General features: G+C 67.0%; 31 protein-coding genes and 1 tRNA gene. 20 read left to right on the top strand and 12 right to left on the bottom strand.

Annotated elements, in window-relative coordinates; translation table 11 throughout:
- The first annotated feature begins 71 nt into the window (after window positions 1-71).
- The 6 genes from NO978_RS03800 to NO978_RS03775 all read left to right on the top strand — a co-directional run bounded on the left by NO978_RS03800 (window position 72) and on the right by NO978_RS03775 (window position 3184).
- Window positions 72-584: a hypothetical protein gene (locus NO978_RS03800; RefSeq protein WP_257298193.1), complete on the top strand. Its 513-nt coding sequence runs from the start codon at window positions 72-74 to the stop codon at window positions 582-584.
- 58 nt (window positions 585-642) lie between these two features.
- On the top strand, window positions 643-984 hold the full coding sequence (locus tag NO978_RS03795; RefSeq protein WP_257298192.1) for a ferredoxin: 342 nt from the start codon (window positions 643-645) through the stop codon (window positions 982-984).
- 40 nt (window positions 985-1024) lie between these two features.
- Window positions 1025-1107, top strand: a tRNA-Leu gene (locus tag NO978_RS03790).
- Window positions 1108-1621: 514 nt separating this feature from the next.
- Window positions 1622-2029, top strand: coding sequence for a hypothetical protein (locus NO978_RS03785; RefSeq protein WP_257298191.1), 408 nt, complete (start codon window positions 1622-1624; stop codon window positions 2027-2029).
- A gap of 56 nt (window positions 2030-2085) precedes the next feature.
- A complete protein-coding gene (locus NO978_RS03780) occupies window positions 2086-2640 on the top strand; it encodes a DoxX family protein (protein ID WP_257298190.1) in 555 nt (184 codons plus the stop codon).
- Window positions 2641-2698: 58 nt separating this feature from the next.
- On the top strand, window positions 2699-3184 hold the full coding sequence (locus NO978_RS03775; protein ID WP_257298189.1) for a DUF5813 family protein: 486 nt from the start codon (window positions 2699-2701) through the stop codon (window positions 3182-3184).
- A gap of 15 nt (window positions 3185-3199) precedes the next feature.
- Here NO978_RS03775 and NO978_RS03770 read toward each other — a convergent pair whose 3' ends face one another.
- Both NO978_RS03770 and NO978_RS03765 read right to left on the bottom strand, forming a co-directional pair.
- Window positions 3200-3430 (bottom strand): Lrp/AsnC ligand binding domain-containing protein, encoded by a 231-nt coding sequence (locus tag NO978_RS03770; RefSeq protein ID WP_257298188.1) that lies wholly within the window; start codon window positions 3428-3430, stop codon window positions 3200-3202.
- Window positions 3431-3432: 2 nt separating this feature from the next.
- Window positions 3433-4119: a TrkA family potassium uptake protein gene (locus tag NO978_RS03765; RefSeq protein ID WP_257298187.1), complete on the bottom strand. Its 687-nt coding sequence runs from the start codon at window positions 4117-4119 to the stop codon at window positions 3433-3435.
- Window positions 4120-4217: 98 nt separating this feature from the next.
- Here NO978_RS03765 and NO978_RS03760 point away from each other — a divergent pair, with 98 nt between their 5' ends.
- Window positions 4218-4448, top strand: a complete 231-nt coding sequence (locus tag NO978_RS03760; RefSeq protein WP_257298186.1) for an Lrp/AsnC family transcriptional regulator — start codon at window positions 4218-4220, stop codon at window positions 4446-4448.
- A gap of 17 nt (window positions 4449-4465) precedes the next feature.
- Here NO978_RS03760 and pdhA read toward each other — a convergent pair whose 3' ends face one another.
- On the bottom strand, window positions 4466-5512 hold the full coding sequence (pdhA, locus tag NO978_RS03755) for a pyruvate dehydrogenase (acetyl-transferring) E1 component subunit alpha (RefSeq protein WP_257298185.1): 1047 nt from the start codon (window positions 5510-5512) through the stop codon (window positions 4466-4468).
- 71 nt (window positions 5513-5583) lie between these two features.
- Between pdhA and NO978_RS03750 the strand changes: the two genes are divergently transcribed.
- A complete protein-coding gene (locus NO978_RS03750; RefSeq protein ID WP_257298184.1) occupies window positions 5584-5907 on the top strand; it encodes a hypothetical protein in 324 nt (107 codons plus the stop codon).
- Here NO978_RS03750 and tmk read toward each other — a convergent pair whose 3' ends face one another.
- On the bottom strand, window positions 5908-6495 hold the full coding sequence (gene tmk, locus NO978_RS03745; RefSeq protein WP_257298183.1) for a dTMP kinase: 588 nt from the start codon (window positions 6493-6495) through the stop codon (window positions 5908-5910).
- A gap of 260 nt (window positions 6496-6755) precedes the next feature.
- Here tmk and NO978_RS03740 point away from each other — a divergent pair, with 260 nt between their 5' ends.
- The 6 genes from NO978_RS03740 to NO978_RS03715 all read left to right on the top strand — a co-directional run bounded on the left by NO978_RS03740 (window position 6756) and on the right by NO978_RS03715 (window position 12299).
- The gene (locus NO978_RS03740) at window positions 6756-7661 is read left to right on the top strand and encodes a complex I NDUFA9 subunit family protein (protein WP_257298182.1); all 906 of its coding nucleotides are present in this window, start codon (window positions 6756-6758) and stop codon (window positions 7659-7661) included.
- A gap of 203 nt (window positions 7662-7864) precedes the next feature.
- Window positions 7865-9037 carry a tubulin/FtsZ family protein gene (locus NO978_RS03735; protein WP_257298181.1) on the top strand — a complete coding sequence of 391 codons (1173 nt, stop codon included), beginning with the start codon at window positions 7865-7867 and terminating at the stop codon, window positions 9035-9037.
- Entirely contained in the window at window positions 9015-9833 is an 819-nt protein-coding gene (locus NO978_RS03730; RefSeq protein WP_257298180.1) for a hypothetical protein, read from the top strand. The genes NO978_RS03735 and NO978_RS03730 overlap by 23 nt, the downstream gene beginning before the upstream one ends.
- Window positions 9834-9876: 43 nt before the next feature.
- Window positions 9877-10494 (top strand): 2-phospho-L-lactate guanylyltransferase, encoded by a 618-nt coding sequence (gene cofC, locus NO978_RS03725; RefSeq protein ID WP_257298179.1) that lies wholly within the window; start codon window positions 9877-9879, stop codon window positions 10492-10494.
- Window positions 10495-10793: 299 nt separating this feature from the next.
- Window positions 10794-11939, top strand: coding sequence for a 7,8-didemethyl-8-hydroxy-5-deazariboflavin synthase subunit CofG (gene cofG / locus NO978_RS03720; RefSeq protein ID WP_257298178.1), 1146 nt, complete (start codon window positions 10794-10796; stop codon window positions 11937-11939).
- A gap of 69 nt (window positions 11940-12008) precedes the next feature.
- Entirely contained in the window at window positions 12009-12299 is a 291-nt protein-coding gene (locus tag NO978_RS03715; RefSeq protein ID WP_257298177.1) for a winged helix-turn-helix domain-containing protein, read from the top strand.
- A 7-nt stretch (window positions 12300-12306) separates the two neighbouring features.
- Here the strand turns inward: NO978_RS03715 and NO978_RS03710 are convergent, their stop codons facing one another.
- The 3 genes from NO978_RS03710 to NO978_RS03700 form a co-directional block, all read right to left on the bottom strand.
- The gene (locus NO978_RS03710; RefSeq protein ID WP_257298176.1) at window positions 12307-12588 is read right to left on the bottom strand and encodes a hypothetical protein; all 282 of its coding nucleotides are present in this window, start codon (window positions 12586-12588) and stop codon (window positions 12307-12309) included.
- A gap of 39 nt (window positions 12589-12627) precedes the next feature.
- Window positions 12628-14034 (bottom strand): 7,8-didemethyl-8-hydroxy-5-deazariboflavin synthase subunit CofH, encoded by a 1407-nt coding sequence (gene cofH / locus NO978_RS03705; RefSeq protein WP_257298175.1) that lies wholly within the window; start codon window positions 14032-14034, stop codon window positions 12628-12630.
- A gap of 104 nt (window positions 14035-14138) precedes the next feature.
- Window positions 14139-14540: a hypothetical protein gene (locus NO978_RS03700; protein WP_257298174.1), complete on the bottom strand. Its 402-nt coding sequence runs from the start codon at window positions 14538-14540 to the stop codon at window positions 14139-14141.
- Between the two features lie 131 nt (window positions 14541-14671).
- Here NO978_RS03700 and NO978_RS03695 point away from each other — a divergent pair, with 131 nt between their 5' ends.
- Window positions 14672-15691, top strand: coding sequence for a phosphoribosylaminoimidazolesuccinocarboxamide synthase (locus tag NO978_RS03695; protein WP_257298173.1), 1020 nt, complete (start codon window positions 14672-14674; stop codon window positions 15689-15691).
- Window positions 15692-15716: 25 nt separating this feature from the next.
- Here NO978_RS03695 and NO978_RS03690 read toward each other — a convergent pair whose 3' ends face one another.
- Window positions 15717-16181 (bottom strand): N-acetyltransferase, encoded by a 465-nt coding sequence (locus NO978_RS03690; RefSeq protein WP_257298172.1) that lies wholly within the window; start codon window positions 16179-16181, stop codon window positions 15717-15719.
- A gap of 112 nt (window positions 16182-16293) precedes the next feature.
- Between NO978_RS03690 and NO978_RS03685 the strand changes: the two genes are divergently transcribed.
- Window positions 16294-18117, top strand: a complete 1824-nt coding sequence (locus NO978_RS03685) for a DEAD/DEAH box helicase (RefSeq protein ID WP_257298171.1) — start codon at window positions 16294-16296, stop codon at window positions 18115-18117.
- A 74-nt stretch (window positions 18118-18191) separates the two neighbouring features.
- Window positions 18192-18368: a hypothetical protein gene (locus NO978_RS03680; protein WP_257298170.1), complete on the top strand. Its 177-nt coding sequence runs from the start codon at window positions 18192-18194 to the stop codon at window positions 18366-18368.
- On the opposite strand, the gene NO978_RS03675 is transcribed toward NO978_RS03680, so the two are convergent.
- From NO978_RS03675 to NO978_RS03660, 4 genes are all read right to left on the bottom strand, one after another.
- Window positions 18369-19343, bottom strand: coding sequence for a formyltetrahydrofolate deformylase (locus tag NO978_RS03675; protein ID WP_257298169.1), 975 nt, complete (start codon window positions 19341-19343; stop codon window positions 18369-18371).
- 136 nt (window positions 19344-19479) lie between these two features.
- Window positions 19480-20622 carry a site-2 protease family protein gene (locus NO978_RS03670; protein ID WP_257298168.1) on the bottom strand — a complete coding sequence of 381 codons (1143 nt, stop codon included), beginning with the start codon at window positions 20620-20622 and terminating at the stop codon, window positions 19480-19482.
- A gap of 222 nt (window positions 20623-20844) precedes the next feature.
- Window positions 20845-21096 (bottom strand): hypothetical protein, encoded by a 252-nt coding sequence (locus NO978_RS03665; RefSeq protein ID WP_257298167.1) that lies wholly within the window; start codon window positions 21094-21096, stop codon window positions 20845-20847.
- Between the two features lie 264 nt (window positions 21097-21360).
- Window positions 21361-22188: a molybdopterin synthase gene (locus tag NO978_RS03660; protein ID WP_257298166.1), complete on the bottom strand. Its 828-nt coding sequence runs from the start codon at window positions 22186-22188 to the stop codon at window positions 21361-21363.
- Window positions 22189-22278: 90 nt separating this feature from the next.
- Between NO978_RS03660 and pyrH the strand changes: the two genes are divergently transcribed.
- From pyrH to NO978_RS03645, 3 genes are all read left to right on the top strand, one after another.
- Window positions 22279-22995: a UMP kinase gene (gene pyrH, locus NO978_RS03655; protein ID WP_257298165.1), complete on the top strand. Its 717-nt coding sequence runs from the start codon at window positions 22279-22281 to the stop codon at window positions 22993-22995.
- A 103-nt stretch (window positions 22996-23098) separates the two neighbouring features.
- Window positions 23099-24766, top strand: coding sequence for a lysine--tRNA ligase (lysS, locus tag NO978_RS03650; RefSeq protein ID WP_257298164.1), 1668 nt, complete (start codon window positions 23099-23101; stop codon window positions 24764-24766).
- A 548-nt stretch (window positions 24767-25314) separates the two neighbouring features.
- On the top strand, window positions 25315-25512 hold the full coding sequence (locus tag NO978_RS03645) for a hypothetical protein (protein WP_257298163.1): 198 nt from the start codon (window positions 25315-25317) through the stop codon (window positions 25510-25512).
- The last annotated feature ends 81 nt before the right edge of the window (window positions 25513-25593 follow it).

Below are 25593 nucleotides of genomic sequence, written 5' to 3'. Positions count from 1 at the left end.
CGCCCGACGTTTTTCCGTCGCCCCGCGCTTCGAGGGGGTACGCTCTTTTCGCTCCCCTTCGATGTGCCACCATGCTCCGACGACTCCGAGAGACAGGCCCCGGGCTGCTGGTCCCGCTCGCGTGGACGTTCGCCGCCGCCGCCCACGTGGAGCTCGCGGGACTCGAGGCCGTCAGAATTGGGATGGTGGTGATGGACGTGCTGCTCGTCGCCTTCACCCTCCTCTCGTGGCGCGACATGCAGGAAGGCGTGCTCCTCGCCTGGAAGGTCGTCCTCCTCGTCGGTATCGTGTTGAACGCGCTCGGCACGGTCGCCGTCTTCGCCGACCCGGTGAACACCACGCTGGCACGGGTCGCGGTCGCCGGCTGGATGCTCGTTCCGGCCGCTGCGTACGTCTACACCGGTGAGAACGTGGACCGCACCCCCCGCGTCTATCAGGCCGGTGCCGCCCTGAGCGCCATCGGTGCTGGTGCGTACCTGCTCTCGCCCGAGCTCTCGAGCTCGGAGCCCCTGGCGCTGCTTGGCTTCGCGCTCGTCGGCGTCGGCCAGACCGCTGGCATCCTCGCGGCCGTGTGGTCGTACTGACCGACGTAGGGACGCCGGAACCGACACACGAAAGTTCGCCCGCCTCCGAAAGCCAGACATGAGCGACGCCGAGGACGCCCACACGCCGAGCGAGATCGGCGAGTCGGACGCCCCACCGGTCGAGGAGAAGCCTTACAAGATAATCTTCGAGGCCAACAAGTGCTTCGGCGCGGGCAAGTGCGCCGAGGTGTCCGGGAACTGGGACCTCGACATCGACACCGGGCTGGCCCGCCCGAGGACCTACTTCTTCGGCGAGGACGAGCTCGACCACAACGTCCGCGCCGCCGAGGTCTGCCCCGCCAAGAAGGACACGGGCATCATCCACATCGTCGACCGGCGCACCGACGAGGAGATCGCGCCCGACCCGCACGGCGACGGGACCCTCAGCGTGGACTGGTAAGCGAAATCGTCTTGAAGCCGCCGGGTGAACTCCCGACCGCGCGAGGGTGGCCGAGCGGCCAAAGGCGGCGGACTTAAGATCCGCTCCCATAGGGGTTCGCGGGTTCGAATCCTGCCCCTCGCATACTGTCTCGAGCGAACGTGAGAGACGTGTCTGCGAGAAGTGCGGGGCCGCTCGCCGCCGCGGACAGCGAACGGCGAGCGCCAGCGAGCCGAGAGCGAGGATTCGAACACACGAGCGGAGCGCGGAAGTTCGACTTCTGCCCCCGTCACGGCTGCCGTGACCGGTCGGGTCGGCGGGCACAGCAGCCCGGGCGCCAGACACATATCAGTGAGTCGGGACAGGTGCGTCGAGGAGCAAGGGCCGGCGAGCCACGCCAGTCGCTGGCGTCGGTATCAGGCTCGCAGAAAGCGGCTGCCGGGCATGGCGGAGGCAGCCGCCGCGACCAACGCGACCTGTGGACATGACAGATGTCTCGTCGGCCGGGCCCCGAATACTCAGGAACCAGTCTCAACTACGGAAGTTTCATACGTAAATATAACGGTCAATGACAGGTCACTGAACTGCAGTATCGGGGACACGGACGGTCACCTGTGCACAACGGCGGTCTTATGTCCATGGATGGACGACAACGACCATGGCCAGCCTGGTGACGGAGCGGGGCGCGGACCGCATCGTGTCGGCATGCAGAACGACGATCGGCGACAGTCTGCGGTCGGTGACGTACTTCACACGGGACGACTTCGAGCAGCTGTACCTCCGGAGCGACCTGGAGCGGGACGCGGACCTGACGACGTTCGTGGGCCACGAGTGGCGCGGGTTCAAAACGACGCAGGCGGCGTACCAGCAGTCCGAGCTGGGCGAGTACGAGTACACAATCCGCGTGTTCGAGAACGGGTTCCTGGTGCGAGTCACGACCGAGACGGAGGGCGTGTTCGTCACGACCGACGGGCTGACCCTGTCGAACTTCGACGAGGTCGAGATGGCGGTTCGGGGTGTACTCGACGCCGAGGAGGAGGGCCAGGCCGAGGAGACCGGGGCGTAGCCGGGCTATTCACGCGGTATTTTTAATACAGGGACAGTGGTACGACTTCACGTGACATGGCAACCCAAGAGATCCAGCTCCGGAGTACGCTCGGGGGCTACACGGCGACCGGCAAACTGCACTCGCTGAGTGTCTGGTTCATCCTGGCGCTCAGACTGATGATGGGGATCGCGTTCTTACAGAGCGGTGTCGACAAGGTGCTATCGGGGAGTTTCAGCGCATCGGGCTACCTGGTGAACTCACCGCCGGCGAACGGGAGTCCCGTCGCGGACCTGTTCGTGACGATGGGCGAGACAGGCTGGTTCGTCAGCTTCGTCGACGTCGCGGTCCCGTGGGGCGAGTTGCTCATCGGACTCGGGCTCATCGTGGGCTTTCTCACGCGACTGGCCGCGTTCTGGGGTGCGTTCATGATGCTCCTGTTCTACCTCGGGAACTGGGAGGTCACGCACGGCTACATCAACGGTGACTTCGCGTACATGCTCGTGTTCCTCTCCGTCGCCGCCTTCGGGGCGGGGCGCATCCTCGGCCTGGACGCCAGAGTCGAGCAGTACGAGGTCGATGGGCAGCCGCTGGTCGAACGCTACCCGTGGATGCGCTACCTGCTCGGCTGAGCCGGACGAACGCGCCCGGAACGCAACTTCCATCCTTTTCGACGGCCTAGCGGGGGACATGACACAGCTGCCCGAGTCGGCCGAGCGTGCGTTCGACCGCCACGACGCGTTCACGCCCGTGGACGACGGCTACGACCTGACGACCACCCCGTTCGACGTACGGGCGACCGCGACGAGCAAGGAGGACGCCGGAACCGCGTTCGAGGTGACGGTGCGCCTGCCGACGCTGGACACCGTGGTCGCCGACGAGACCGTCCCGCCGGTCGTCGAGGACGGCTGGTTCGAGACGCTCGAACTGCGGCTGGAGGACTCGTTCGACCCCGCGAAGACCGTCGATCACGACGAGCCGGCCGTCGAGCGCCGCGCGGGGGCGGTCGTCGCGACGTTCACCTACCGCTCCGGGCGAGCGAAAACCGGTGTGGCGGACGCGAAAGTGCTCGCTGAGTTCGTTGAGGGAACGTACGTCCAGGGGCTGATTCCGGGCTACGACTACGAAGAACCGGCCGCCGACCTGCTCGCGACCGCGACGAACGGCGGGGGGTAGCGCTGGTAATCCGACTCAGTCCATCGCGATGTAGGTCTGTGTGTCTTCGACGCCGCGGATACTCTGTATCTTCGACGCCGCGATGTCCTTGACCGCACCCGGCGAGTCCACGGTCACCTTCGCGATGACGTCGACGTCGCCGGCGACGATGTAGGCGTGGTCGACGCCCTCGCTCGCCTCGATGTTCTCCTTCAGCCTGTCCGCCTCGCCCGTGTTCGCCTTGATCATGATGTAGGCTGTGACCACGATTAGACACCTCCTGCGGCTGCGGCCCGGCTGGCGTTGCCGACGATGAGCTGGCGCACGTCCGCGAGCACGTCGAAGTCCGCGAGTACGACCGCGCGGTCGCCGAGTTCGAGGGACTCGTCGGGATCCGGAAGCATGAGCGACCCCTCGGCTTTGCCGAACGCGATGATGGTCGCACTCGCGGGCAGCTCGACCTCCGAGAGCGAGTAACCACGCATCGGCGACTCCTCGGTCACGGTGAGCTCGACGAGCTGGAGGTTCTGTGCGATGTCGGCGATCGCGTGGATGTCGCCGCCGAGCAGCGCGTTCTTCGCGCCGATGGCCCCCAGCCGCTCGGGGTAGACGACCTCGTCGACTGCGTCGGCGTACTTCCGGTAGATGTCCTCGCGGTAGTCCTCGTCGATGCGCATGATGGTGCGTGCGCCGTTGTGGTTGGCGATCATGCAGGCCGCGAAGTTCGTGTTCAGGTCTCCCGTCAGCGCGCCGATGGCGTCGGCCTCCGCGATCCCTGCCTCCTCCAGTACGTCCTCGTGAGACCCATCGCCTTCGACGACGGTGAAATCCTGTTCGCGTGCGCGCCCAATCTTCCGTTCGTCGCGCTCGACGAGCGTGACCTCGTGTCCTTCGTCTCTGAGCACGCGCGCCGTGCGCAGTCCAACTCGACCAGCGCCTATGATAACGAACCGCATATTCCAGCATACGCTCACCCACCTTGAATAACTTACCCTGGCGGCGGTCCCCGTGCCGGGGGAAGGTTTTTGCCATGTGACATAGTACCACAGCACGAATGGTACACGCGTTCATCATGGTGAAGACTGCAGCCGGAAAGTCCGAGGAGCTCCTCGATTCGATTCGCAGCCTGGAGGCGGTGACGGAGGCACACATCGTCGCCGGAAACTACGACATCATCACCGAGGTCGACGCCGACGAGGTGTACGACGTGCTGCACACGGTGACCGGAGAGATGCAGAAGTTCGGCGGCGTCGCCGACACGAAGACCTACATCTCGCTACAGTGACGGGACGCCCCCGCTCGCTAGTGGTCCAGCTCCTGGACGTCGTGTTCCGCGGCGAAGGTGAGTGCCTCCTCGCGCTGTTTCTGGAGCCGCGACGGGAGTTCGGCGTAGACCGGGTCGAACACCTCTTCGGGCTCGGCGGGCTCCTTCGCCTCCGCGCGGTCGACGGCGTCTGACAGTTCCTCGTCGGCCTCCTCGTGGATGGTCTCGACGTACTCGTCGTTGATGAGTCCCTGCTCGCGGAGGTACTCCTCGTACCGGTCGAGGGGGTCGCGGGTCCGCCACTCCGGGAGGTCCGACTCCTCCTCTCGGTAGCGCGACGGGTCGTCGCTGGTGGTGTGTGCGCCCTGCCGGTAGGTCATGCTCTCGACGAGCACGGGCTCGCCGTCGCGGGCGGTCTCCAGCGCGCTGCCGACGAACTCCAGCACGGCGAGCGGGTCGTTCCCGTCGACCTGCCCGCCGGAGAAGCCGTAGGCCTCCGCGCGGTCGGCGATAGAGGTCGCAGCGGTCTGGCGCTCGCGGGGGAGCGAGATGGCCCAGTTGTTGTTCTCGCAGAAGAACACTGTCGGGGTGTCGAAGACACCGGCGAAGTTCAGGCCCTCGTGGAAGTCACCCTCCGAGGTCGCGCCGTCGCCGAAGTAGCAGACGACCGCGCCGTCGTCGTCGCGGTAGTTCATCGCCATCCCCGCGCCGGTCGCGTGGGGAATCTGCGTCGCGATGGGCACCGCCTGCGGGAACACCGGGAGGGTGTGGCCGGAGTCGAACTCGGCTCTGCCGCGTCGGAACAGCAGCAGGTCGCTCATCGGCACGCCGCGAGCGATCTGCATCGCGTTCGAGCGATACGTCGGGAACAGCCAGTCCGCCTCCGCCATGGCGTGGGCTGCACCGACCTGCGACGCCTCCTGTCCCTTGAACGGCGGGTATCCGCTCATCCAGCCGCGGCGCTGGAGCGCCAGCGCACGCTCGTCGAAACGGCGAGCCCGGACCATATCTCGGTAGAGCGTCCGGGCCTGTTCGGGCGAGAACGGTGTCTCCTCAACGTCCCGTTCTCCGATGACTCGATGCATGTTGGTTGCAAACTCAGCGCGGTTGAAAGCCGTTCCGATACGTCAAAGGTTCTGCCGTCCCTAGGGTCGGTATGGTCTCACCGGTCGGCGTCATCGGCCTGCTGGTCCTCGTCACTCTCAACACCGCTATCGCAGCCGTCTCTACCCGGTTCTTCCGCCAACGGCTCGACACCGACTGGGGGTCGGTCATCTACGTCGTGCTGCTCACACCGGTCGCGCTGCTCGCGACGACGCTCGTCGTCTCCGGCGTGCTCAGTCTCGGCGCGAACCTGGGCTCCCAGAGTCTCGCGCTGCTGGTCGCCATCGCACTCCCCCTCGTGCTCGGCGTCAGCGTCGATTTCTTCTGGATGCCGTCGCCTGACGAGATCGAGCTCCCGGATACGATGCGGGAGTAGTCACTCCGCGTCGAGAATCCGCTCGAAGACGTCCTCCACGTCGTCGAGGACGCCCTCCGGCGACTGCGTGGCGTCGACGCGGACGAACCGCTCGGGCTGCCACTCCATCAGCTGCTCGTAGTTCTGGCGCACCTGGGTGAGGTACTTCGACTGCTCGAACTTGTTCGTCGCGCCCGAGCGCTGCATCGCGGTCCGGGGGTCCACGTCGAGGTAGATCGTCACGTCCGGCGGCTGCGTGAACGGCTGGTGCACTCCGCGGATGTACTCCATCGGGCGCTTGACCTCGCCCTCAAGCGTCGCCCCCTGGTAGGCGTAGCGCGAGTCCGAGTAGCGGTCCGAGATGACGAGGTCGCCGTCGGCCAGCGCGGGGCGGACGACCCGCGAGAGGTGGTCGGCGTGGTCGGCGATGAACAGGAACAGTTCGGCCAGCGGGTCGGCGTCGTCGGCCGCGATGGCGCGGTCGACGGCCTCGCCGTACCAGGACTCGGTCGGTTCGCGGGTGAACGTCGCGTCCGGGTAGGTGTCGTGTAAGGCCTCCCAGACCGTCGTCTTCCCGCTGCCGTCGAGTCCCTCCAGCGTGACGAGCATGGCCGGTGTTTCTGTGGGCAACCGTATCTGTCTGTCGGACTCTCCGCCACCTTCGCTGTCATCCCGCCGGGGTTGTCCAGGGCCTGGCTGCAGGTTCGCTAGGGGTCGTCGAGTCCTTCCGTCCGCGTCCTGACACTCCCGACGAGAGGGCATGCTACCTGTGTACAGGCGACAACCTCGGGTCGTTCGCCGCCGACGTCTCGGTCGACGACCTGCCGTTGGGCGAGGCTTTATCCTGATTCCTGACCAATACTCGCGGTATGAACGTGATTGTCGCCGGCGGAACCGGCTTCATCGGACGCCGACTGTGTGCAGAGCTGGCCGACCGTGGCCACGACGTGACCGCCCTCGCCCGGAACCCCGACGATGCGGACCTGCCGAACACCGTCGAGACGGCGATGGGGGACGTGAGCGCCTACGAGTCCATCGGGCCGCACTTCGAGGGGCAGGACGTGGCGGTCAATCTGGTCGCGCTGTCGCCGCTGTTCAAGCCGAAGGGGAACATCAGCCACGAGACCGTCCACCTGCAGGGGACCGAGAACGTCGTGCGTGCCTGCGAGGAGCACGGCGTCGGCAAGCTCGTCCAGATGTCGGCGCTCGGGGCCGACCCGAACGGCCCGACGGCGTACCTCCGCACGAAGGGACAGGCCGAGGAGGTCGTCCGGTCCTCCGACCTCGACTGGGTCATGTTCCGGCCCTCCGTCGTGTTCGGCGACGGCGGCGAGTTCGTCTCGTTCACGAAGAAGCTGACGACGCCGATCGTCACCGGCTTCCCCGGCGGCGGGAAGACGCCGTTCCAGCCCATCTGGCTCGGCGACTTCGTGCCGATGGTCGCCGACGCCGTCGAGGACGACGAGCACGTCGGCGAGGCGTACGACATCGGTGGCCCGGAGGTGCTGACCCTCGCGGACGTCACTCACCTCGCCTACGCCGCCGAGGGGAAATCAGTCCGCATTCTGCCAGTTCCGATGCCGCTTGCGAAACTCGGTATGACGATGGCCGGGCCACTCCCGTTCATCCCGTTCGGCCCCGACCAGGCCCGCTCGCTGAAGGTCGACAACACGGTCGACGACAACGACGTCGGGGCGTTCGGTGTCGAACCCCGCGAGCTGACGACGCTGTCGTCGTATCTCGGCGTCGAGAACACGGCGGAAGCAACCGCCTAATCGGGGAAGCGACACCCGGAAGGGTTTAAATAGACCGGGGTAATGTCACGGAAAAATTGAGAAGTATTGTATGCCTAATTCGGACGATAGCAGGCCTATTGGACGGTTATTTTTGGGAACATGACATCGGTTCGAGAGTGGGACCATCCAAAGGCTTATATCCTTCATCCCACTCTTGACAAACCAACGGAGCCCCCTTTCAAATGAAACTGGCGATGATTGGATTCGGTCAGGCCGGCGGGAAGATCGTCGACCGATTCGTCGACTACGACGAACGGACACAGAGCGGTATCGTCCGCTCGGCGATTGCGGTCAACACGGCCAAGGCCGACCTGATGGGTCTGGAGAACATTCAGAACGAGAACCGCGTCCTCATCGGGCAGTCCCGGGTGAAGGGACACGGTGTCGGCGCTGATAACGAGCTCGGCGCGGAGATCGCCGAGGAGGACATCGACGAGGTCCAGGGTGCCATCGACTCGATTCCGACACACGAGATCGACGCGTTCCTCGTCGTCGCTGGGATGGGCGGCGGCACGGGGAGCGGTGGCGCGCCCGTCCTCGCCAAGCACCTCAAGCGGATCTACACGATTCCGGTGTACGGACTGGGTGTCCTGCCCGGGTCGGACGAAGGTGGTATCTACACGCTGAACGCCGCGCGGTCGTTCCAGACGTTCGTCCGCGAGGTCGACAACCTGCTGGTCTTCGACAACGACTCCTGGCGACAGTCCGGGGAGTCCGTCGAGGGCGGCTACGAGGAGATCAACGAGGAGATCGTCCGACGCTTCGGCGTCCTGTTCGGGGCCGGCGAGGTCGGCCAGGGCGACGAGGTTGGCGAGTCGGTCGTCGACTCCTCCGAGATCATCAACACACTGGCCGGCGGCGGCATCTCGACCGTCGGCTACGCGACGGAGGAGGTCGACCTGTCCGACGACGGCGGCCTCCTCTCGCGGTTCACCGGTGGCGACGACGAACAGGTCGACACCGCACACACGACCAACCGCATCACGTCGCTCGTCCGCAAGGCCGCGCTCGGGCGACTGACCCTGCCGTGTGAGATCGAGGGAGCGGAGCGTGCCCTGCTCGTCATGGCCGGCCCCACGGAGCACCTCAACCGGAAAGGAATAGAGCGCGGGCGGAAGTGGCTCGAGGAGCAGACCGGCTCCATGGAGGTCCGCGGCGGCGACTACCCGCTGCGCGAGCCCCAGGTCGCGTCCTGTATCCTCCTGTCGGGCGTGAACAACGTCCCGCGTATCAAGGAGCTGCAGCAGGTCGCCATCGAGGCGCAGGACAACATCGAGGCCATCCGGGAGGAAAGCGAAGATAACTTACAGAACTTAGTCGAAGATGACGAGGATGAGCTCGAGCCGCTATTCTAGGTGGGCGATCCTCGCTGCGGTGGCCTTGCTGGCGTTCGCCGCGGCCGGCACAGCCGTGGCCGTGCAGGTTACCGACGAGGATGTCCCGAACGAGGAACAGGTCGGCGAGGACTACAGCGCAACGATGACGCTCGGTGAGCTGTACCAGAACCCGGACTACACGTCGTGGACGCTCCGCGGGGAGACCGAACTGGAGGACGTGACGTGGACGGTGACGACCACCGACACCGACACGGGGAACCAGATCGACCGTCAGTCCTTCGACGGGCAGACGTTCAACTACTCGAACATCGACGCCGAAGCGAACGACGCCAACCAGGTCACCGTCGAGGTGACCGGTACCGTCCCGGGCGTCGAGAACTTCACCTACCCCGACGAGGAGAAGTTCGTCGTCGGCAACCTCACGCAGGTCCGTGAGGGCGGCACCTCGAACGAGATCGCGACGAAGCGGGCCCACCACTTCACCGAGGAGAGCCAGGCCGCGCGCCAGGCTATCGGCGAGGCGGAGCAGGCAATCGAGGACGCCGACAGCGCCGGCGGTGACACCTCGACCGCGGAATCCTCGCTCGAATCGGCCATCTCGGTCTACGAGAGCGGTTCCAGCTTCGGTGAGGCCCAGAACCTCGCCGACCGTGCCCAGGACGAGGCCAACACGGCGAAGAGCAACGCCGAGTCGACCGAGCAGCGCAACCAGCTGCTCCTCTACGCCGGCGTCGGCGTCGTCCTCGTCGCCCTCATCGGTGGCGGCTTCTACTGGTACCGCCAGCAGCAGGACGACTACAGCCGCCTCGGCTGAGCGGTTCGGAACGTTCTTTGGGATTCGACGGCCACCCCCAGCTATGCGTGTCGTCGTGCCGTTCGCGGCCGAGAACCCCAAGACCCGGCTCTCCGGCGTCCTCGACGCCGGCGAGCGCGCCGCCTTCGCGCGGGCAATGCTCGCGGACGTGCTCGACGCGGTCCGGGCCGCGGGTCACACGCCGGTGGTCCTCGCGACCGCGCCGGTCGACGTCGACGCTCGCGTCCGCGTGGACGACCGGTCGCTGACTGCCGCCGTGAACGACGTGCTCGCAGAGACCGACGGTGCGGTCGCGGTCGTGATGGCCGACCTGCCGCTCGTGACGCCCACCGTGCTCGAACGGCTGTTCGAAGCCGACGGTGACGTGGTCGTCGCGCCGGGCCGTGGCGCGGGCACGAACGCCCTGGTCGTGCGTGACCCGGCGTTCCGGACCGACTTCCACGGCGCGTCCTACCTCGACCACCGTGAGGCTGCGAGCACCGTCGGCGCCGCGGTGACGGTGGTCGACTCCCACCGGCTCGCCACCGACGTCGACGAGCGCGCCGACCTGGTCGAGGTGCTCGTCCACGGGGACGGCCGGGCCGCCACCTGGCTCGCGAACCACGGGGTTCGAATCGAGCGCGGAAACGGCCGGGTCAACGCCGTGCGAGTCGACGACTGAGTCGCTCCGTGGCACTATATAGGGACGGCTCTTCCGTCAGAATGCGCGAGGCCTCTGCGCGCGAACCCACCACCACCACCACCTCCCTTTTGGCTTTCTCGGAACGTTCGGTCAGGAGCCGCGAGCGTCGTCTGCGTCTGGAACTGGCAGAGCGGTCAGTGTGGCGTGGGAGCCGTTTCCACCGCGGAGAGTCGGGAAGCCCCGAAGCGCACCGCCCGGTCGACACGAGACCATCGCAGTTCCGGGCAGCGTTTTCACAGGGAGACACCCTTTTGCCCGTCGACCACGCATCACCGAGCATGATTCCGGGGGCGGACGAGTACGGCGTCTCGCTGTCGTTCGACGAGCGCGAGGTAGAGCGCGCCCTCTCGGTCACCCCCGAAGACGTCGAGCCCGCCGACGAACTCACCTTCGCCCGGAACGTCTTCCTGCCGCTGACGACCGCCTGCCGGTACACCTGCACGTACTGTACGTTCTTCGACCCGCCGGGCGAGGCGACGCTCATGGACGACGACGACGTGAACGAGACGCTCGACAGGGGCATCGACGCCGGCTGTACGGAGGCCCTGTTCACCTTCGGCGACGAACCGGACGACCGCTACGACGCGATCCACGCTCAGCTCGACCGCTGGGGCTACGACGACATCCACGACTACCTCCGGGCGGTGTGTGCACACACCCTGGACCGGGGCATCCTCCCGCACTCGAACCCCGGCGACCAGACGAGAGAACAGATGGCGATGGTCGCTCCGTACAACGCCAGCATGGGCGTGATGCTGGAGACGACGGCAGACGTGGACGCCCACGCGGGACGCCGGGTGAAATCACCCGGACAGCGGCTCAACACCATCCGGAACGCCGGCGAGCTGCAGGTGCCGTTCACGACGGGCATCCTGGTCGGCATCGGCGAGGACTGGCGCGACCGTGCGGAGAGCCTGCTCGCCATCCGTGACCTGCACGAGCGCTACGGGCACGTACAGGAGGTGATCGTCCAGAACGTCGTCCCGAACGAGCGCTCGCGCTTCGACCAACCGAGCGTCGAGACGATGCGCCGGGTCGTCGCGATGGCGCGCTGGGTGCTCCCCGAGACGGTGTCGGTGCAGGTGCCGCCGAACCTCTCGCCGACGCGCGAGCTACTCGACTGCGGGGTCGACGACCTCGGCGGTGTCTCGCCGGTGACGGACGACTACATCAACCCCGACTACGAGTGGCCGGCGCTCCGGGAGCTGCGGGAGATCGCCGACGAGGCCGGCGTCCCCCTGCGCGAGCGGCTCCCGGTGTACGAACGCTACCTCCCCGGGGACCTCCGCTCCGACGACTTCGACGGCGAGCCCGCTCCCGGTGATGGGTGGCTCGACGACCCTATCCGCGACGCGCTCACCGGCGACACCCCGGCAGGCCGACGGTACCGGCGGGTCCTCGATGGGGCGACGGTCCAGCTATAGACCGCTCGGGAGCACTCGATACGGCTCCTAGTGAGCTTCTTGCTGCAGCCGCCCGTTCGCTGGAGTGGGATGGACGAGACTCACGCAACCGACGCCGACCAGCCCACGCCCGACTCACCATCAGCGCCGGACCGCCCGGCCGACCTGGCCATCCTTCACGCGCTCGACACCACACACGCCATGCCCATCGCGGAGCTCACGAGCACGGTCGACGCCGACCCGGCGACTGTCGACCACCTCTGCCACCGCCTCCGGAGCGCTGGCTACGTCCGCGCACGGACCGACGGCTCCTACAGCATCACGGCACACGGAGAACAGTATCTGCGGACACTGCTCAGACAGCGACGCATCGGACCCTGAGACCCGCTCACTCCGCCGCCCTGACGACCCAGTGGCCCTCTCCCTGCCGCGCGATGACCGACGGTTCGCGCATCCGCACCACGTAGCCCGTCGGGTTCGACTGCACCTCGTGCTCGGCACGCACGCTGCCCAGCTCGCCGAGCAGCTGTGCCGTGGGCGGCTTCTGTGCCGCGCCGCAGTCGTAGACCGTGAGGAGCCCGCGGCCGCCGTCGCGCTCGTAGACGACGATGTGCGCGTGCTGCGGGAGCCGGTAGCGTTCGTCGCCGTCGGCCGGCGCGAGCGTGTTCATGCCCGCCGGTAGGGTGAGTGGTGTGAAAGGGTGTGCGGTTCAGTCGTCGGCTGCGACCTCGTCCCCCGTCGGCCGTGCCCCTTCCTCCTCGCGGAGCAGGGGCGTCCCGTCGGAGCGAGGGCCGAGTGCCGGGCCGAACGGCGCGTCCCCGTCGACGACGCGGCGCTGCTCGTAGTCCGTCGAGCGCTCGACCGGCGTGCGGCCGATGGCCCGTATCATCTCGACGTACTGGTCGAACGAGCGGAACTCTCCGTACTCGCCGCCCGCGCGCTTGGTGATCTCCTCGGAGAGGATGGTGCCCATGAAGTCGTCCGCACCGCAGTTGAGCATCTTCAGGCCCTGCTCGTCGCCGTACTTCACCCACGAGGACTGCACGTGGTCGACGTTGTCGAGGTAGAGCCGGGAGACGGCGATCATCAGCTCGTCCTCGTCCTCGCTCGCGCCGCCGTCGACGACGCCGTGCTCGTACAGCGGCGTCGACTGGTGGACGAAAGAGAGCGGGACGAACTCCGTGATGGCGCCGTCGACGCGCTCTTGCAGGTCCCGGACCTTGTCGAGGTGGACCACCCGGTGGGCTGCGTTCTCGACGTGGCCGTACATGATGGTGGCGGTGAGCCCCAGGCCGACGTTCGCGGCGGCCTCCATGGCTTCGAGCCACTCGTCGGTCCGAATCTTCCCGGGACAGATGACGTCCCGGACCTCGTCGACCAGTATCTCGGCGGCGGTTCCGGGTACCGAGTCGAGGCCAGCCTCCTTCAGCTCGCCGTACACCTCCTCGTAGCTCCAGTCGGTGCCGCGACGGGCGTGGTACGCCTCCTCCGGCGTCATCGAGTGCAGGTGGACGTCGTCGACCGACATCGCCGCCATCTGCTCGACGTAGGTCCCCGGGTCCGTGCTGTACCGCTCGGGCGGCTTGTAGTTCGTCTCCTTCCAGTCCGAGTCCTGCAGAATCTCGTGGTGCTCGTCGTTCAGCGCGAACCCGGGATGCAGCCCGGAGACGGAGGTGACCTCGTAGATGCCCCGGTCGAGCATCGACGCGACGACCTCGCGGGACTCCGCCGGTGTCTTCGTGAAGCCGGCGTGCGCCACGTCGCTGTCGTCCTCGAACGCGTGGGCGGTGTCCTTGAAGTTGCAGAACAGACAGCCGGTGTTGCAGGCCGTCGTGACGTTGTTGTTCAGGTTCGCGACGAACGTGACCTCGTCCCCGACGACCTCGGCGCGCCGACGGTCGGCGGCCTCAAGCACCAGTTCCTTCCGGGACTGGTCGATGCCGTCGACGTCGGTGCCGGTGGTGATGAGCTCGATGCCGTCCGCGACGGTGAGTCGCTCCCCGTCCCGCGCCTTCGCGAGTGCGTTCTCGAATGACTGGTCGCTCTCGGGAACGTGCTCGTAGTCGAAGCCGTCCGTGGGCAGGTCAGCCGCGCTGTGCTCGGACGAGTCGGCCATTGTCCAAGACTCGCGTCTCACGCCCAAAAGGGTAGTGGAACCGGCGGTCGGTTGTCCACGGGATTTCGGCGGGCACCAGCACCGACCCGAGAGTCTCGCAGTCCTCAGCAGAGCGACCCCGGCGGGTAGATGCCGAACGCGCTCCTGATTCCGTACTCGATAGCTCCGACGACCACCACGAATATCATCACTGGAGAGATGGCCATGACGACACCAGCGATCGAGTCGCCGGAGGTACCGCCTTCGAAGAACCGAGCGTACGTCTTCGTCCCGGTGAGAAACAGCCAGACGACGAACGGGGTGAGGATGCCGATACCGAGTAGCCCATAGACGGCGGTGCCGGTGAACAGCACCAGCAGGAAACCGAACGGGACGAGTACCAGCATCGACCGCGGCTCTTCGACGATGCTGTCGACAGGGTACTCCTCCACGCCGAAGACGTAGTAGGGGGCGAACACGACACCGAGACCCGTCGCAAGCGCGAGGGCGGTGTCGGCGGGCAACATGCCTGTAACAAGACACGTCTGCCAGATAAATCGAGGAGGCGGTTCGCGGAACCTCGACCGCGTAGTGAAACCTTCTTTAGTGACGGCTTCGCCCGTTCGAGTATGAGCACTCGCCTGCGGAGGGACCGTCCGTGACGAGCGTCAAGGAGTTCCGCATCGAGGAGCCGGCGACCGCCGACGAACTGGGCCGTGGCGCGTTCGTCTTCACCGACGACTACTCCGTCTTCGACTGGGGGAAGATGCCAGACACCATCGCGAACAAGGGTGCCTCGCTCTGTTCGATGGGCGCGTTCAACTTCGAGCTCCTCGAGGACGAGGGGATTCCGACGCACTACCGGGGCGTCGTCCGCAACGGTGACACGCTGCCGCTGCGCGAGGCCGACCAGCCGCCGTGGGAGATGGCAATCGACCTCACGCAGGTGCCCGACCTCCCGCACGAGGGACGGAACTACGACTACGACGCGTTCCACGCCGAGGCCGGGTCGAACTACCTCGTGCCGCTGGAGATCGTCTTCCGGAACCGCGTCCCCGTCGGCTCCAGCCTGCGAGACCGGACGGACCCGGTCATGCACGGCCTGGACTTCGACGAGTGGCCCGACGAAGCGGTCGACCTCGACGAGCCCATCGTCGAGTTCTCCACGAAGTTCGAGGAGTCCGACCGCTACCTCTCCCACGCCGAGGCCGACAACATCGCGGGCCGTGCGGACATCGACGCGCTGGAACGGACCGCTCGCGAGGTCAACCGCGTCGTCACCGAACAGGCCGAGCGGGGTGGACTGACCCACGAGGACGGGAAGATAGAGTGCCTCTACTTCGACGGCGAGATCCGCGTCGCCGACGTGGTCGGCACGTTCGACGAGAACCGCTTCAGCTACGAAGGCACCCAGATCTCCAAGGAGGTCATCCGGCAGTACCACAAGCGCACCCAGCCCGACTGGGTCGCCGCCGTCACCGAGGCCAAGGAGCACGCGAAGACCGAGGACGTCGCCGACTGGAAGTCGCTCTGTGAAGTCCAGCCCGAACCCCTCGACGACGAGATTCTCGCCGTCGCGAGCGAGCTCTACACCGCCGGTGCGAACGCCTACACCGGCCTCGAACTGTTCGACGCGCCGCCGCTGGACTCGGCCATCGGTGCCGTCAGCCGGCTCTGAACTGTTCTCGACCGATATCGCCCGGTCACTTCAGGGGCTGCGCGAAGTCGACCTGCTTCGGTCGGAAGCCCGCGTCGCGGTAGAAGCGTCGCGCCCCCTCGTTCGCCCACTCGCAGGAGACTTTGAGGTGGTCACAGCCCCGGTCGCGGGCCAGCGCCCTCACTCGTTCGACGACGGCAGCGCCGTGGCCACGGTTCCGGTACGCCTCGTCGATGAAGAGGTTCACGATGCGGAGGTACTGCGAGTACTCGCGGGACGGGTGGCTGCCTTCCCGGAGAGTCACGAAGCCGATGCGCTCGCTACCCTGAACGACGAGGTAGTCGTCGACCGCGTCGTCGTCGAGGTGCCGGCGAAACCCTTCCTCGGCGGTTTCGTCGACGTTCGCGGCGAGTTCGTTCAGTTCGTCGTGGGCCTCCATCGCCCGCGCCAGCGAGTGCCAGCGGTCGACGAGCGACTCGAGGTCGTCGGCGGTGGCTTCGACGAGCTCCATGGGACGACTCGTCGGGGCTTGCTGGTAAAACTCCGGACGGCGCGGTAGTTCAACACACACCCCGGGACTGCACTCGAAACACGCTTGCCCCGGGACGACCTAGTGACCGACAGTGACAGCGGAGGATCCCTCGAACTCCATCGACGTCGACGAGTTCTACGACGCACTCGACGCGCAGGGCCGGCCGGTCATCACGGCCGCCCAGCTCGCGCGCCGGCTCGACAGCACCCAGGAGGCCACCCTGCAGGCGCTCGAAGCCCTCGAATCGCAAGGTGCGGTCGAGCGGACCGACGCGGGCGTCGAGCCGACCATCTGGTACCCGAGCGACTGGGGCGCGATGCTGGAGCGCGAGCGGGTCGTCTTCTTCCCGGAGCGCCGGCAGTTCGTCGTCGACCAGCCCAAGCAGTTCACGCGGGCGCAGTGCTCGCAGTTCGCCCACCTGGTCGACACGACGCGGTCGGGCGGCTACCTCTACGAGGTGCGCCAGGGGGACATCTGGCAGGCACCCTACGAGTCGTTCGACAAGCTGGAGCGGACGATGCGGCAAGTGCTGCCCGAACGCGCGCCGGAGTTCGAGGCGTGGGTCGAGGATCAGTGGAAACGCGCGAACCAGTTCGTCCTCCGCACGCACGAGGACGGCTACGTCGTGCTCGAAGCCGCGAACGAGAGCCTCATGGGCAACGTCGCACTGGAGAAGCTTCCCGAAGACTGCATCCGGGCGCCCATCGACGACGTGACCGCGTGGGTCGCCGAGGAGAAGCTCGCCGAGGTGAAACGCCGGCTGTACGAGGCGGGCTACCCGGTGCAGGACGAGCGCGATCTGGAGGGCGGTGACGAGCTACCGATGGAGCTCGGGCTCGTGCTGCGGGACTACCAGCAGTCCTGGGTCGACCGGTTCCTCGAGGCGAAGGCCGGCGTGATGGTCGGCCCGCCCGGCAGCGGCAAGACTGTCGCCGCGATGGGCGTCATGGCCGCCATCGAGGGCGAGACGCTTATCCTGGTGCCCTCGCGCGAGCTCGCCGGGCAGTGGCGCGACGAGATTCTGACCCACACGTCGCTCTCGCCCGACCAGGTCGGCGAGTACCACGGCGGGACGAAGGACGTACGCCCCGTGACGGTCGCCACGTACCAGATTGCGGGGATGGACCGTCACCGGAGCCTGTTCGACTCCCGCGAGTGGGGACTGGTCGTCTACGACGAGGTCCAGCACATCCCCTCCGACGTGCGTCGGCGCACCGCCAACCTGCAGTCGAAACATCGCCTCGGGCTCACCGCGACCCCCGTCCGCGAGGACGACCGCGAGGAGGACATCTTCACGCTCGTCGGCCCGCCCATCGGAACCGACTGGGACGCGCTGTTCGAGGCCGGGTACGTGCAGGAGCCGGAGGTACACATCCGCTACGTACCGTGGACCGATGAAGACGAGAAGAGCGAGCACGCCAGCGCCGACCCCGGCCACCACCGCCGTCAGCTCGCCGCGATGAACCCCGCGAAGGTCACCGAGACGCAGCACCTGCTCGCCGAGAACCCCGAGAAGAAGGCGCTCGTGTTCGTCGAGTACCTCGACCACGGCGACCAGCTCGCCGAGGCACTCGACGCGCCGTTCATCTCCGGCGAGACGCCACACGCACGCCGCCGGGAGCTGTTCGCCGAGTTCCGCCGCGGCGACCGCCGCACGCTCGTCGTCTCCCGCGTCGGCGACGAGGGCATCGACCTGCCCGACGCCGAACTCGCCATCGTCGCCTCCGGCCTCGGCGGGTCGCGCCGGCAGGGTGCACAGCGCGCCGGCCGGACGATGCGCCCCGAGGGCACCGCCCTGGTCTACGTGCTCGCGACCCGTGGCACGCGGGAGGAGGGCTTCGCGAAGCGGCAGGTGCGCCACCTCGCCTCGAAGGGCATCGGTGTCCGCGACGGCCCGGCCGAGGCGGTCGAATGACGCGGTGAGACAGCGGGGACCGAAGAATTGCCGTCGTCGGGACTGTTGACCCTCTCCGCGTGCGAAGGGAGAACATGGTCGACCCCACATCGGACATCGGCGACGTGGACCCCGAGGACGCCCCGGCCTGTGCCGTCTGCGGCGCGGCCGTCACCGGCGACGACCATCGGGTGCGCTCGTGGGTGGCAGACGGCAACGTCGAGCATCGCCACTTCTGTGACGACGACTGCCTCGAGAAGTGGGACGGCTAATCAGTCGTCCGCCGACTCCTCGCCCGCTGGCGACCCGGCGACGATCTCGCCGAGCCCGTCGACGGGTCGGTCGGGGTTCGCGTCGCGCGCTTCTCTCGAGAGGCCGAGCTGGTAGCTCCCACTCTGCTCTCTAAGCTGCGTCCGCCCGCGGTGGACGGACACGTCGCCGTTCAGATGCAGCCGCACCGCCTCGAGCAGCGCGTCCGCCTCGAGGGGCTGGCCGCGCTCTTTCATCGTCTGGATGTCGGCACTGTCGGGCACGTCGAACGCTCGCTGGGTGATGATGGGACCCTGATCGAGGTCCGTCGTCACGTAGTGGGCCGTCACGCCGGCGATGCGGACGCCTTCCTCCAGCGCCTGGCGGTACGCCTTCGCGCCGGGGAAGGCGGGCAGCAGGCTCGGGTGGATGTTGATGATGCGGTCCTCGAACCGGAACACCACGTCCGGGCTGAGGATACGCATGTACCGCGCGAGGACGATGAGGTCGGCGTCGTACTCCCCGAGGAGGTCGAGGATCTCGCCCTCGTCGGGCGTTCCCTTCTCGTCGCCGACGTCGTGGAACGGCACCTCGTACTTCTCGGCGAGCGGTTCGAGGTCGTCGTGGTTCGCGATGACCACCGAGATGTCCGCACCGAGGTCGCCGCTGGCCCACGCCTGGAACAGGCGTTCGAGGCAGTGGCTCTCCTTGGTGGCGAAGACCGCAATCTGCTGGGTCTCGCGGTCGGCGGGGAACCGCACCTGTACGTCGACGCCGAGCTCGTCGCCGAGGTCGTGGAGGTCGTCACGCAGCGTCTCCTCCTTGCAGACCATCTCCGTGGTGTCCGCGTGGAGGGTCATCCGGAAGATGTCGTCTCGGACGGCCTGATCCAGGTCCTCGACGTTGATGCCGCGCTCGAACAGGAGGCTCGTGACGCGTGCGATGAGTCCGGTCTTGTCTCCTCCGACCACCGTAATTTCGGTTAGCTCTGTCGTCATCGGTACCACCTCCGGTCACTGGTCGTCGGAGACATCACTTTTCGCTCATGCTGTCGGCGTGCAAAAGCGTTCGCATCGGCGCAACGACAGCCTGACTCGTGTGAACGGTCGCCGCTTCGGCGACCGACGGCGCGGGTCAGCCGACGATGGCGACCGGGACCTTCATGAAACAGAGCAGCCCGAGCGCGAACGTGAGCACGCCGAGGGCCATGCGTTTCCAGCCGAGTTTCTCCTCGTCGCTGACCGGCGTCGCGGAGCCTGCGGCGGCGATGAACGCGGCGAAGCCGCCCCAGAAGACCCAGATGAACACGGAGTCCCAGGCGATCTGCTCGACGAAGTGAAGGTAGCCTGCGAGCGAGAACAGGCCGACCGGGACCAGCGTCGCCACGGTGTCGTGAGACTCGCCGAACATCGCCCGCATGATGTGGCCGCCGTCGAGCTGGCCAACTGGGATGAGGTTCAGCAGGGTGACGAACGCGCCGGCCCACGCGCCGATGACGACCGGGTGTGCGTTCACCGTCGGGTCCTGGTAAGAGAGCTGCTGCCCGGTCAGGAGCGCGATACCCTCGATGAGCGGCGGGAACTGGAGCTGTATGGTGACTGCGTCCGCGCCGGGAGCAAAGCTCTCTGGGGCGACCACCGGCGGGAGGTAGAGGCCGATGACGGTGACGATGACCGTCGCGACGAGCCCCGCCAGCGGGCCCGCCGCACCGATGTCGAACAGTGCCTTCCGGTTGGGCATCCGCCCGCGCATCCGGATGACTGCGCCCATCGTCCCGATGAGCGTCGGGAACGGCAAGAAGTACGGCAGCGACGCGTCCACGTCGTGGTAGCGGCTCATCACGTAGTGACCAAGCTCGTGCGTGCCCAGGACGAACAGGATGGCTGCGGAGAACGGCCAGGCAGTCAGCACCGCCTCGACCGGGTTCGCGACGGGGTCCACGTAGAACCACCGTGCACCCACGTACAGCGTGGAGACGACGGTGGCGAGGAACAGCAGGACGTTCTTCCAGGGAATCCCCTCCGGTCCGTGACTGCTCGGTTCGGCGACGATGACGTACCGTCCTGCGGAAGTCGTGAGCTCCGCATCGTAGCCGGCCTCGTGGAACGCACCCCAGACGTTCCGCATGGTCATCTCCGGGGTCCGAAGCGGCGTCCCGTAGTAGTAGATCGTCTCACCGTCCCGTCGGACGTCTTCCACGTGGAACTCGTCCGCCAGGGCGGAGAGCGGAGGCCCGGCCTCCGGGTCGGACTGTGACGGCGGCTCGTCGGCGGCCATGTGGACGGTGGTTAGTCGTCACGTCGTAAAAAGGCACGGCGGCGGACTGCAGATGGTGAGGCGCCGGGGACCAACGGCCGGCGGTGGGTGTTCGGGCGGGCTGCAGTGCAGTGGTGGGTTCGCTGTGGTGGTGGAGCGGGGGGTGTGGTGGTGGAGCAGTGGGGTGTGGTGGTGGAGTGGTGGAGTGGTGTGGGGTGGGATGCCAGGGTTCGGGAACCGTTCTCAGATGGGCTCGACCCGCCAGGTCGTCGCGCTCGTGTACGACCACTTCTCGATCTCGAGGTCCGTGGCCGAGTCCTTGAGCTTCACCATGAGTGCGCCGATCTCTTTCGGGGAGAGACCGACATCGTCGGCGATGAACTTCGACTTGAAGTACATCTCGCCGTCGGTTGCCTTCTCCCGCAGGTACTCCTGCAGGCGCGTTTCCTTGTTGGCGGGCTCGCTGTCGACGGAGGGTTTCTGTGTAGCGCTCATATTGCGTTCGCCTCACTTTCCCCAAGCCACTGGGGGAGGTTATAAAGGACAGTTGCTTCGGGCTGTTTTGATATATTTCGAGTGAAATCGAGGTGATCGAACGTTTCACGCGAGTTCTTCGCTCGAATAAGAGACTTCCATATCCCACTAGAAATTTTATAACCGCTTCTAACGCTTTGAAAGTGGTTGTTGTCTGACGCACGTCAGAATACAGCTTTCGGCCCCTGAAACTGGAAAACAACTCGTCAGACGTGTCAGCCGCACTTACTCGCCCGCCGAATCTCGCTCGTGGACCCAGAACTCGCCGTCGGTCGTCGCCTCCTTCTTGAAGATGGGGACTTCGTCCTTGAGGCGGTCGATACCGTCAGAAACCGTCTCGAACGCCTCCGGTCGGTGGCCGGCGAGGACGACCACGAAAACGATGTCCTCACCGGCGGCGACGACGCCGGTCCGGTGGTGCATGACGACCTCGTGAACTCCCTCGCGCTCCTCGAGTTCGGCCTCGATGGTCGCCATGCGGTCCGCGGCGACCCCCTCGTATGTCTCGAACTCGAGGTGGGTGGTGCGCTCGTCGTCGGGGTGGTCACGCGCCCGGACACGGCCGGTGAACGTCGCGATGGCCCCGGCGTACGCCGCTCCGGGAGCCCGCTTCGCCCGTTCGACGAGCGAGTCGAGCGTCTCGTGCGGCTGACGGTCCCCGAGCGCGGCCACGGTCGCGTCGACGTCGACGTCGTCCACCGTCTCGCCCGCCGCGAGAACCTCGCCCGCGTAGTCGACGCCGTCGAGAACGACACCGGGAACCGTCGCCTCGCGGACGTCGTCGAGGACGCAGTAGTCGTGTGTCGGCGCGAGGTCGTCGAGGACGTCACCGAGCGTGCGGTCCCTGCCGGCGGCGACCCAGCCGTCGTCCCCGACCGAGACCGTGGTCCGGACGGCGTCGTCGGCGCGGGAGACAGAGTCGGGTGCGGCGACCGGCTCGCCCGGCTCGGCCACAACGGCGACCGGCCCCGCCGTGTCGAGGGCATCGACCACTCGACCCACGAGCGCCTGCCGACCCGCCTCGTCGGGGCCGACCACTGCGAGTACGTGCATACCGGAGTTGTCCGCCGGGAGTTGCTTGTAGGTGTCGCCGGCCGGGACTTGGCAATCCTTAAGAGACGGAGTCGGCTACTGGCCGGTAGTATGAAGGTAGTCGTCTCCGTCGGCGGCAGCGTCCTGGCCCCGGAACTCGACCCCGACCGGGTCACCGCGTACGCAGACGTTGTCAACCAGCTCGTCGCGGACGGATGCCAGGTCGCCGCCGTCGTCGGCGGCGGCGGCGTCGCCCGCGACTACATCAGCACAGCACGCGACCTCGGCGCGAACGAGATCGAGCTCGACCAGATCGGCATCGACGTCACCCGCCTGAACGCCCGGCTCCTCATCTCCGCACTCGGCGAGAACGTCGTCACCGCGCCCGCGAAGGACTACGAGGCGGCGGGCGAAGTGATGCGCAACGGGGACGTGGTCGTCATGGGTGGCGTCTCCCCCGCCCAGACCACCGACGCCGTCAGTGCCGCCCTCGCGGAGTACGTCGGTGCGGACCTGCTCGTCTACGCCACCTCGGTCCCCGGTGTCTTCTCCGCCGACCCCGCCGAGGACGACGAGGCCGAGCGCTACGAGGAGCTCACTGCGAACGACCTCGTCGACGTCATCGCCGGGCTGGAGATGAACGCCGGTGCGTCGGCTCCGGTCGACCTCCTCGCCGCGAAGGTCATCCAGCGCTCCGGAATGCGGACCATCGTCCTCGACGGCAACGACCCGGAGCGCGTGCTCAGCGCGGTCCGCTACGGCGACCACGACGGCACCGACATCATCCCCAAGGGGACCGGCGACGAACTGACCTACTGGGCCGAGTAGCGCACTGCTGTCTCTGCTTGACAACCCTTAAGCACGCCACACGGGTAGCCACAGCCATGCAATCGACACGCGCTGTTGCGGCCGACCACGGGGTGAGCGCCCGGTGAGCGCCGACGAGGCGACCAGTCCGTACACGCTCCAGGCAGACGACGAGGACGGGGACGAGCACCGACACGTCTTCTGGGCCGACCGGATCGCCGACGAGATAGCGGCCCGAGAGCCCGACGACCCCATCGTCATCAAAGGCGGTATCTCCCCGTCGGGCGTCCCCCACTTCGGCAACATGAACGAGGTGATGCGGGGCTACTTCGTCGCCGCAGTGCTCCGCGAACGCGGGCACGAGGTCCGGCAGGTGTTCACCGCCGACGACCGCGACCCGCTCCGGAAGCTCCCCCGGAAGCTCGCGAACCTCGACGGCGAGCTCGTCGATCTCGGGGACGTGAACGCTGGCGCACTCGGGCGGAACCTCGGCAGGCCGTACACCGACATCCCCGACCCGTTCGGCTGCTGTGATTCGTACGGCGACCACTTCTCCGCGCTCATCCAGTCCAGCGCCGATGCCCTCGGCGTACCCATCGAACTCGCCTCGAACACCCGGCTGTACGAGGACGGGGAGTTCGAGGACGTGACGCGGTTCCTGCTGGCGAACGCCGACACGGCGCGGCGTGTCCTCGCCAAGTACCAGGACAAGGTCGACGCCGACTACGTCCCGTTCAACCCAATCTGTGCGGACTGCGGCAAGGTCACCGAGACCGTCACCGCCGTCCGGCCCGAGGCCGGCGAGGTCGACTACGAGTGTACCGACATGGAGGCCGGCGGCGACACCATCGCCGGCTGCGGCCACGAGGGAACCGCAACGCTGCGCGAGGGGAAGCTCCCCTGGCGCTTCGAGTGGCCCGCCCAGTGGCGCGTCCTCGGCGTCGACTTCGAACCCTTCGGGAAGGACCACGCCGAGGGCTCCTGGCCCTCCGGCGACGACGTCGCGCGGAACGTCCTCGGCGACACCCCGCCGGTGCCGATGGTGTACGAGTGGTTCACGCTCGACGGGAAGGCGTTCTCCTCCTCCGAAGGCCACGTCGTCCTCGTCGAGGACGTGCTCGAACTGCTCGAACCCGAGGTCGTCCGGTTCTTCTTCGCGAAGAACCCGAAGAGGGCGCGGGACTTCTCTATCGAGCGTCTCGACCAGCTCGTCGACGAGTTCGACCGCTTCGAGCAGCTCTACTTCGGCGAGGTCGAGGGCACCGAGGACGAGACCGCACGGGCGGAGCGCGTCTACCCCTTCGTCGTCGACGAGGTCGGCCCCGACAGAATCCGGCTCCCGTTTACCTTCGCGGCCGTCCTCGGGATGTTCGACGACCCCGACCTCCGGGAGCAGGTCGCCCGCAAGGAGGGCCACATCCCCGACGACGCCGACGAGGAGACCGTCGAGGCCGCCCTCGCCCGCGTCGAGCGCGCCCGGAACTGGGCGCGACGCACGGACAACGAGTTCAACTACGAGCTCAAGCGCGCCGAGATTCCGGACGTGGACCTCGACCCGGCCACCGAGGACGCCCTCGACGAACTCGCCGACTTCGTCGCCGAGGGCCACGACGGCGACGCTATCCAGGGCCAGATCTACGAGACCGCCAAGCGAAACGACATGGACATCGGCGCGCTGTTCACCGCGGGCTACCGCCTGTTCTTCGACGAGGAGCAGGGTCCCCAGCTCGGGACCTTCCTCGGGAAGCTCGACCGCGACTTCGTGGTCGCGCGGCTGCGACGGGAACGCTGAAAGGTCTGATCTCTCCTCTCTGCTCCGATTGTAGCCGGGTTTTCACCGCCGGTGCGCGGCTGGCGAGCGGTGCGCGGTTCGGAGCGAGCGTGAGCGAGTGAGAACCGCGACTGCGAACGGGGAGCAAAGCGACCCGTGAGCGCGCCGAGCGTAGCGAGGCCGTGAGCCAGCCGCGCGAGGGACGAGAAGCGCAACCGAGTGAGCATCGCAGGAGGCTGGGGAGGCGTGAGGTGCGGTGGAGGCGGACGGGACTGAAAGGGGCGAGCGTCTCGACGACTCCCGGCGACGTTCCCGCGAGAGAGCCTGCGACCGAGCGTGAAGCAGCGAGACGACCGAGGAGTCTCGCCAGACAAGGCTCGCAACGAGCCGCGGGAGCGTAGCCCGTCGGGGCTTTCTGGCTGGTGTCGACACGAACGGGCCCGACGATGGCAGAAGGATACTCGAACCGGTCGATTCGGGTTGGTGTCCAGATGATGTAACGTGGAACAGGAACGAGCACGACGGAAGAGTGATAAAAAACTATCAAAATCTGTAGTGTCGGTGTGGGTATGACTGAGACGCGGTCGATTCCCTGGCTCGATGTCGTAAACGGTCTCGGGTCCGCACTCGTCGGGGTGCTCGTCACCGTGTCGTTCGCCATGTACGCACCACTGCTGCTCGGGCTCGGCGCGCTTGGCCTCCCGTTGGCGCTCCTCCTCGGCGGGGTGACAGCACTCAGCCTCTACGTGGCGCTCGACAGAGTCTGACCGGGGCGATTCCGGCCCAGGGAACGCGGATCCGTCAGCCGCCGAACACCGCCAAACCAAACGCATTTCCCCGTTCCTCCC

The organism is Haloarchaeobius sp. FL176 (assembly GCF_024609245.1).
GTDB lineage: Archaea > Halobacteriota > Halobacteria > Halobacteriales > Natrialbaceae > Haloarchaeobius.
The sequence above is the reverse complement of the archived record's forward strand: the minus strand, read 5'-3'. Positions and strand labels throughout refer to the sequence as shown.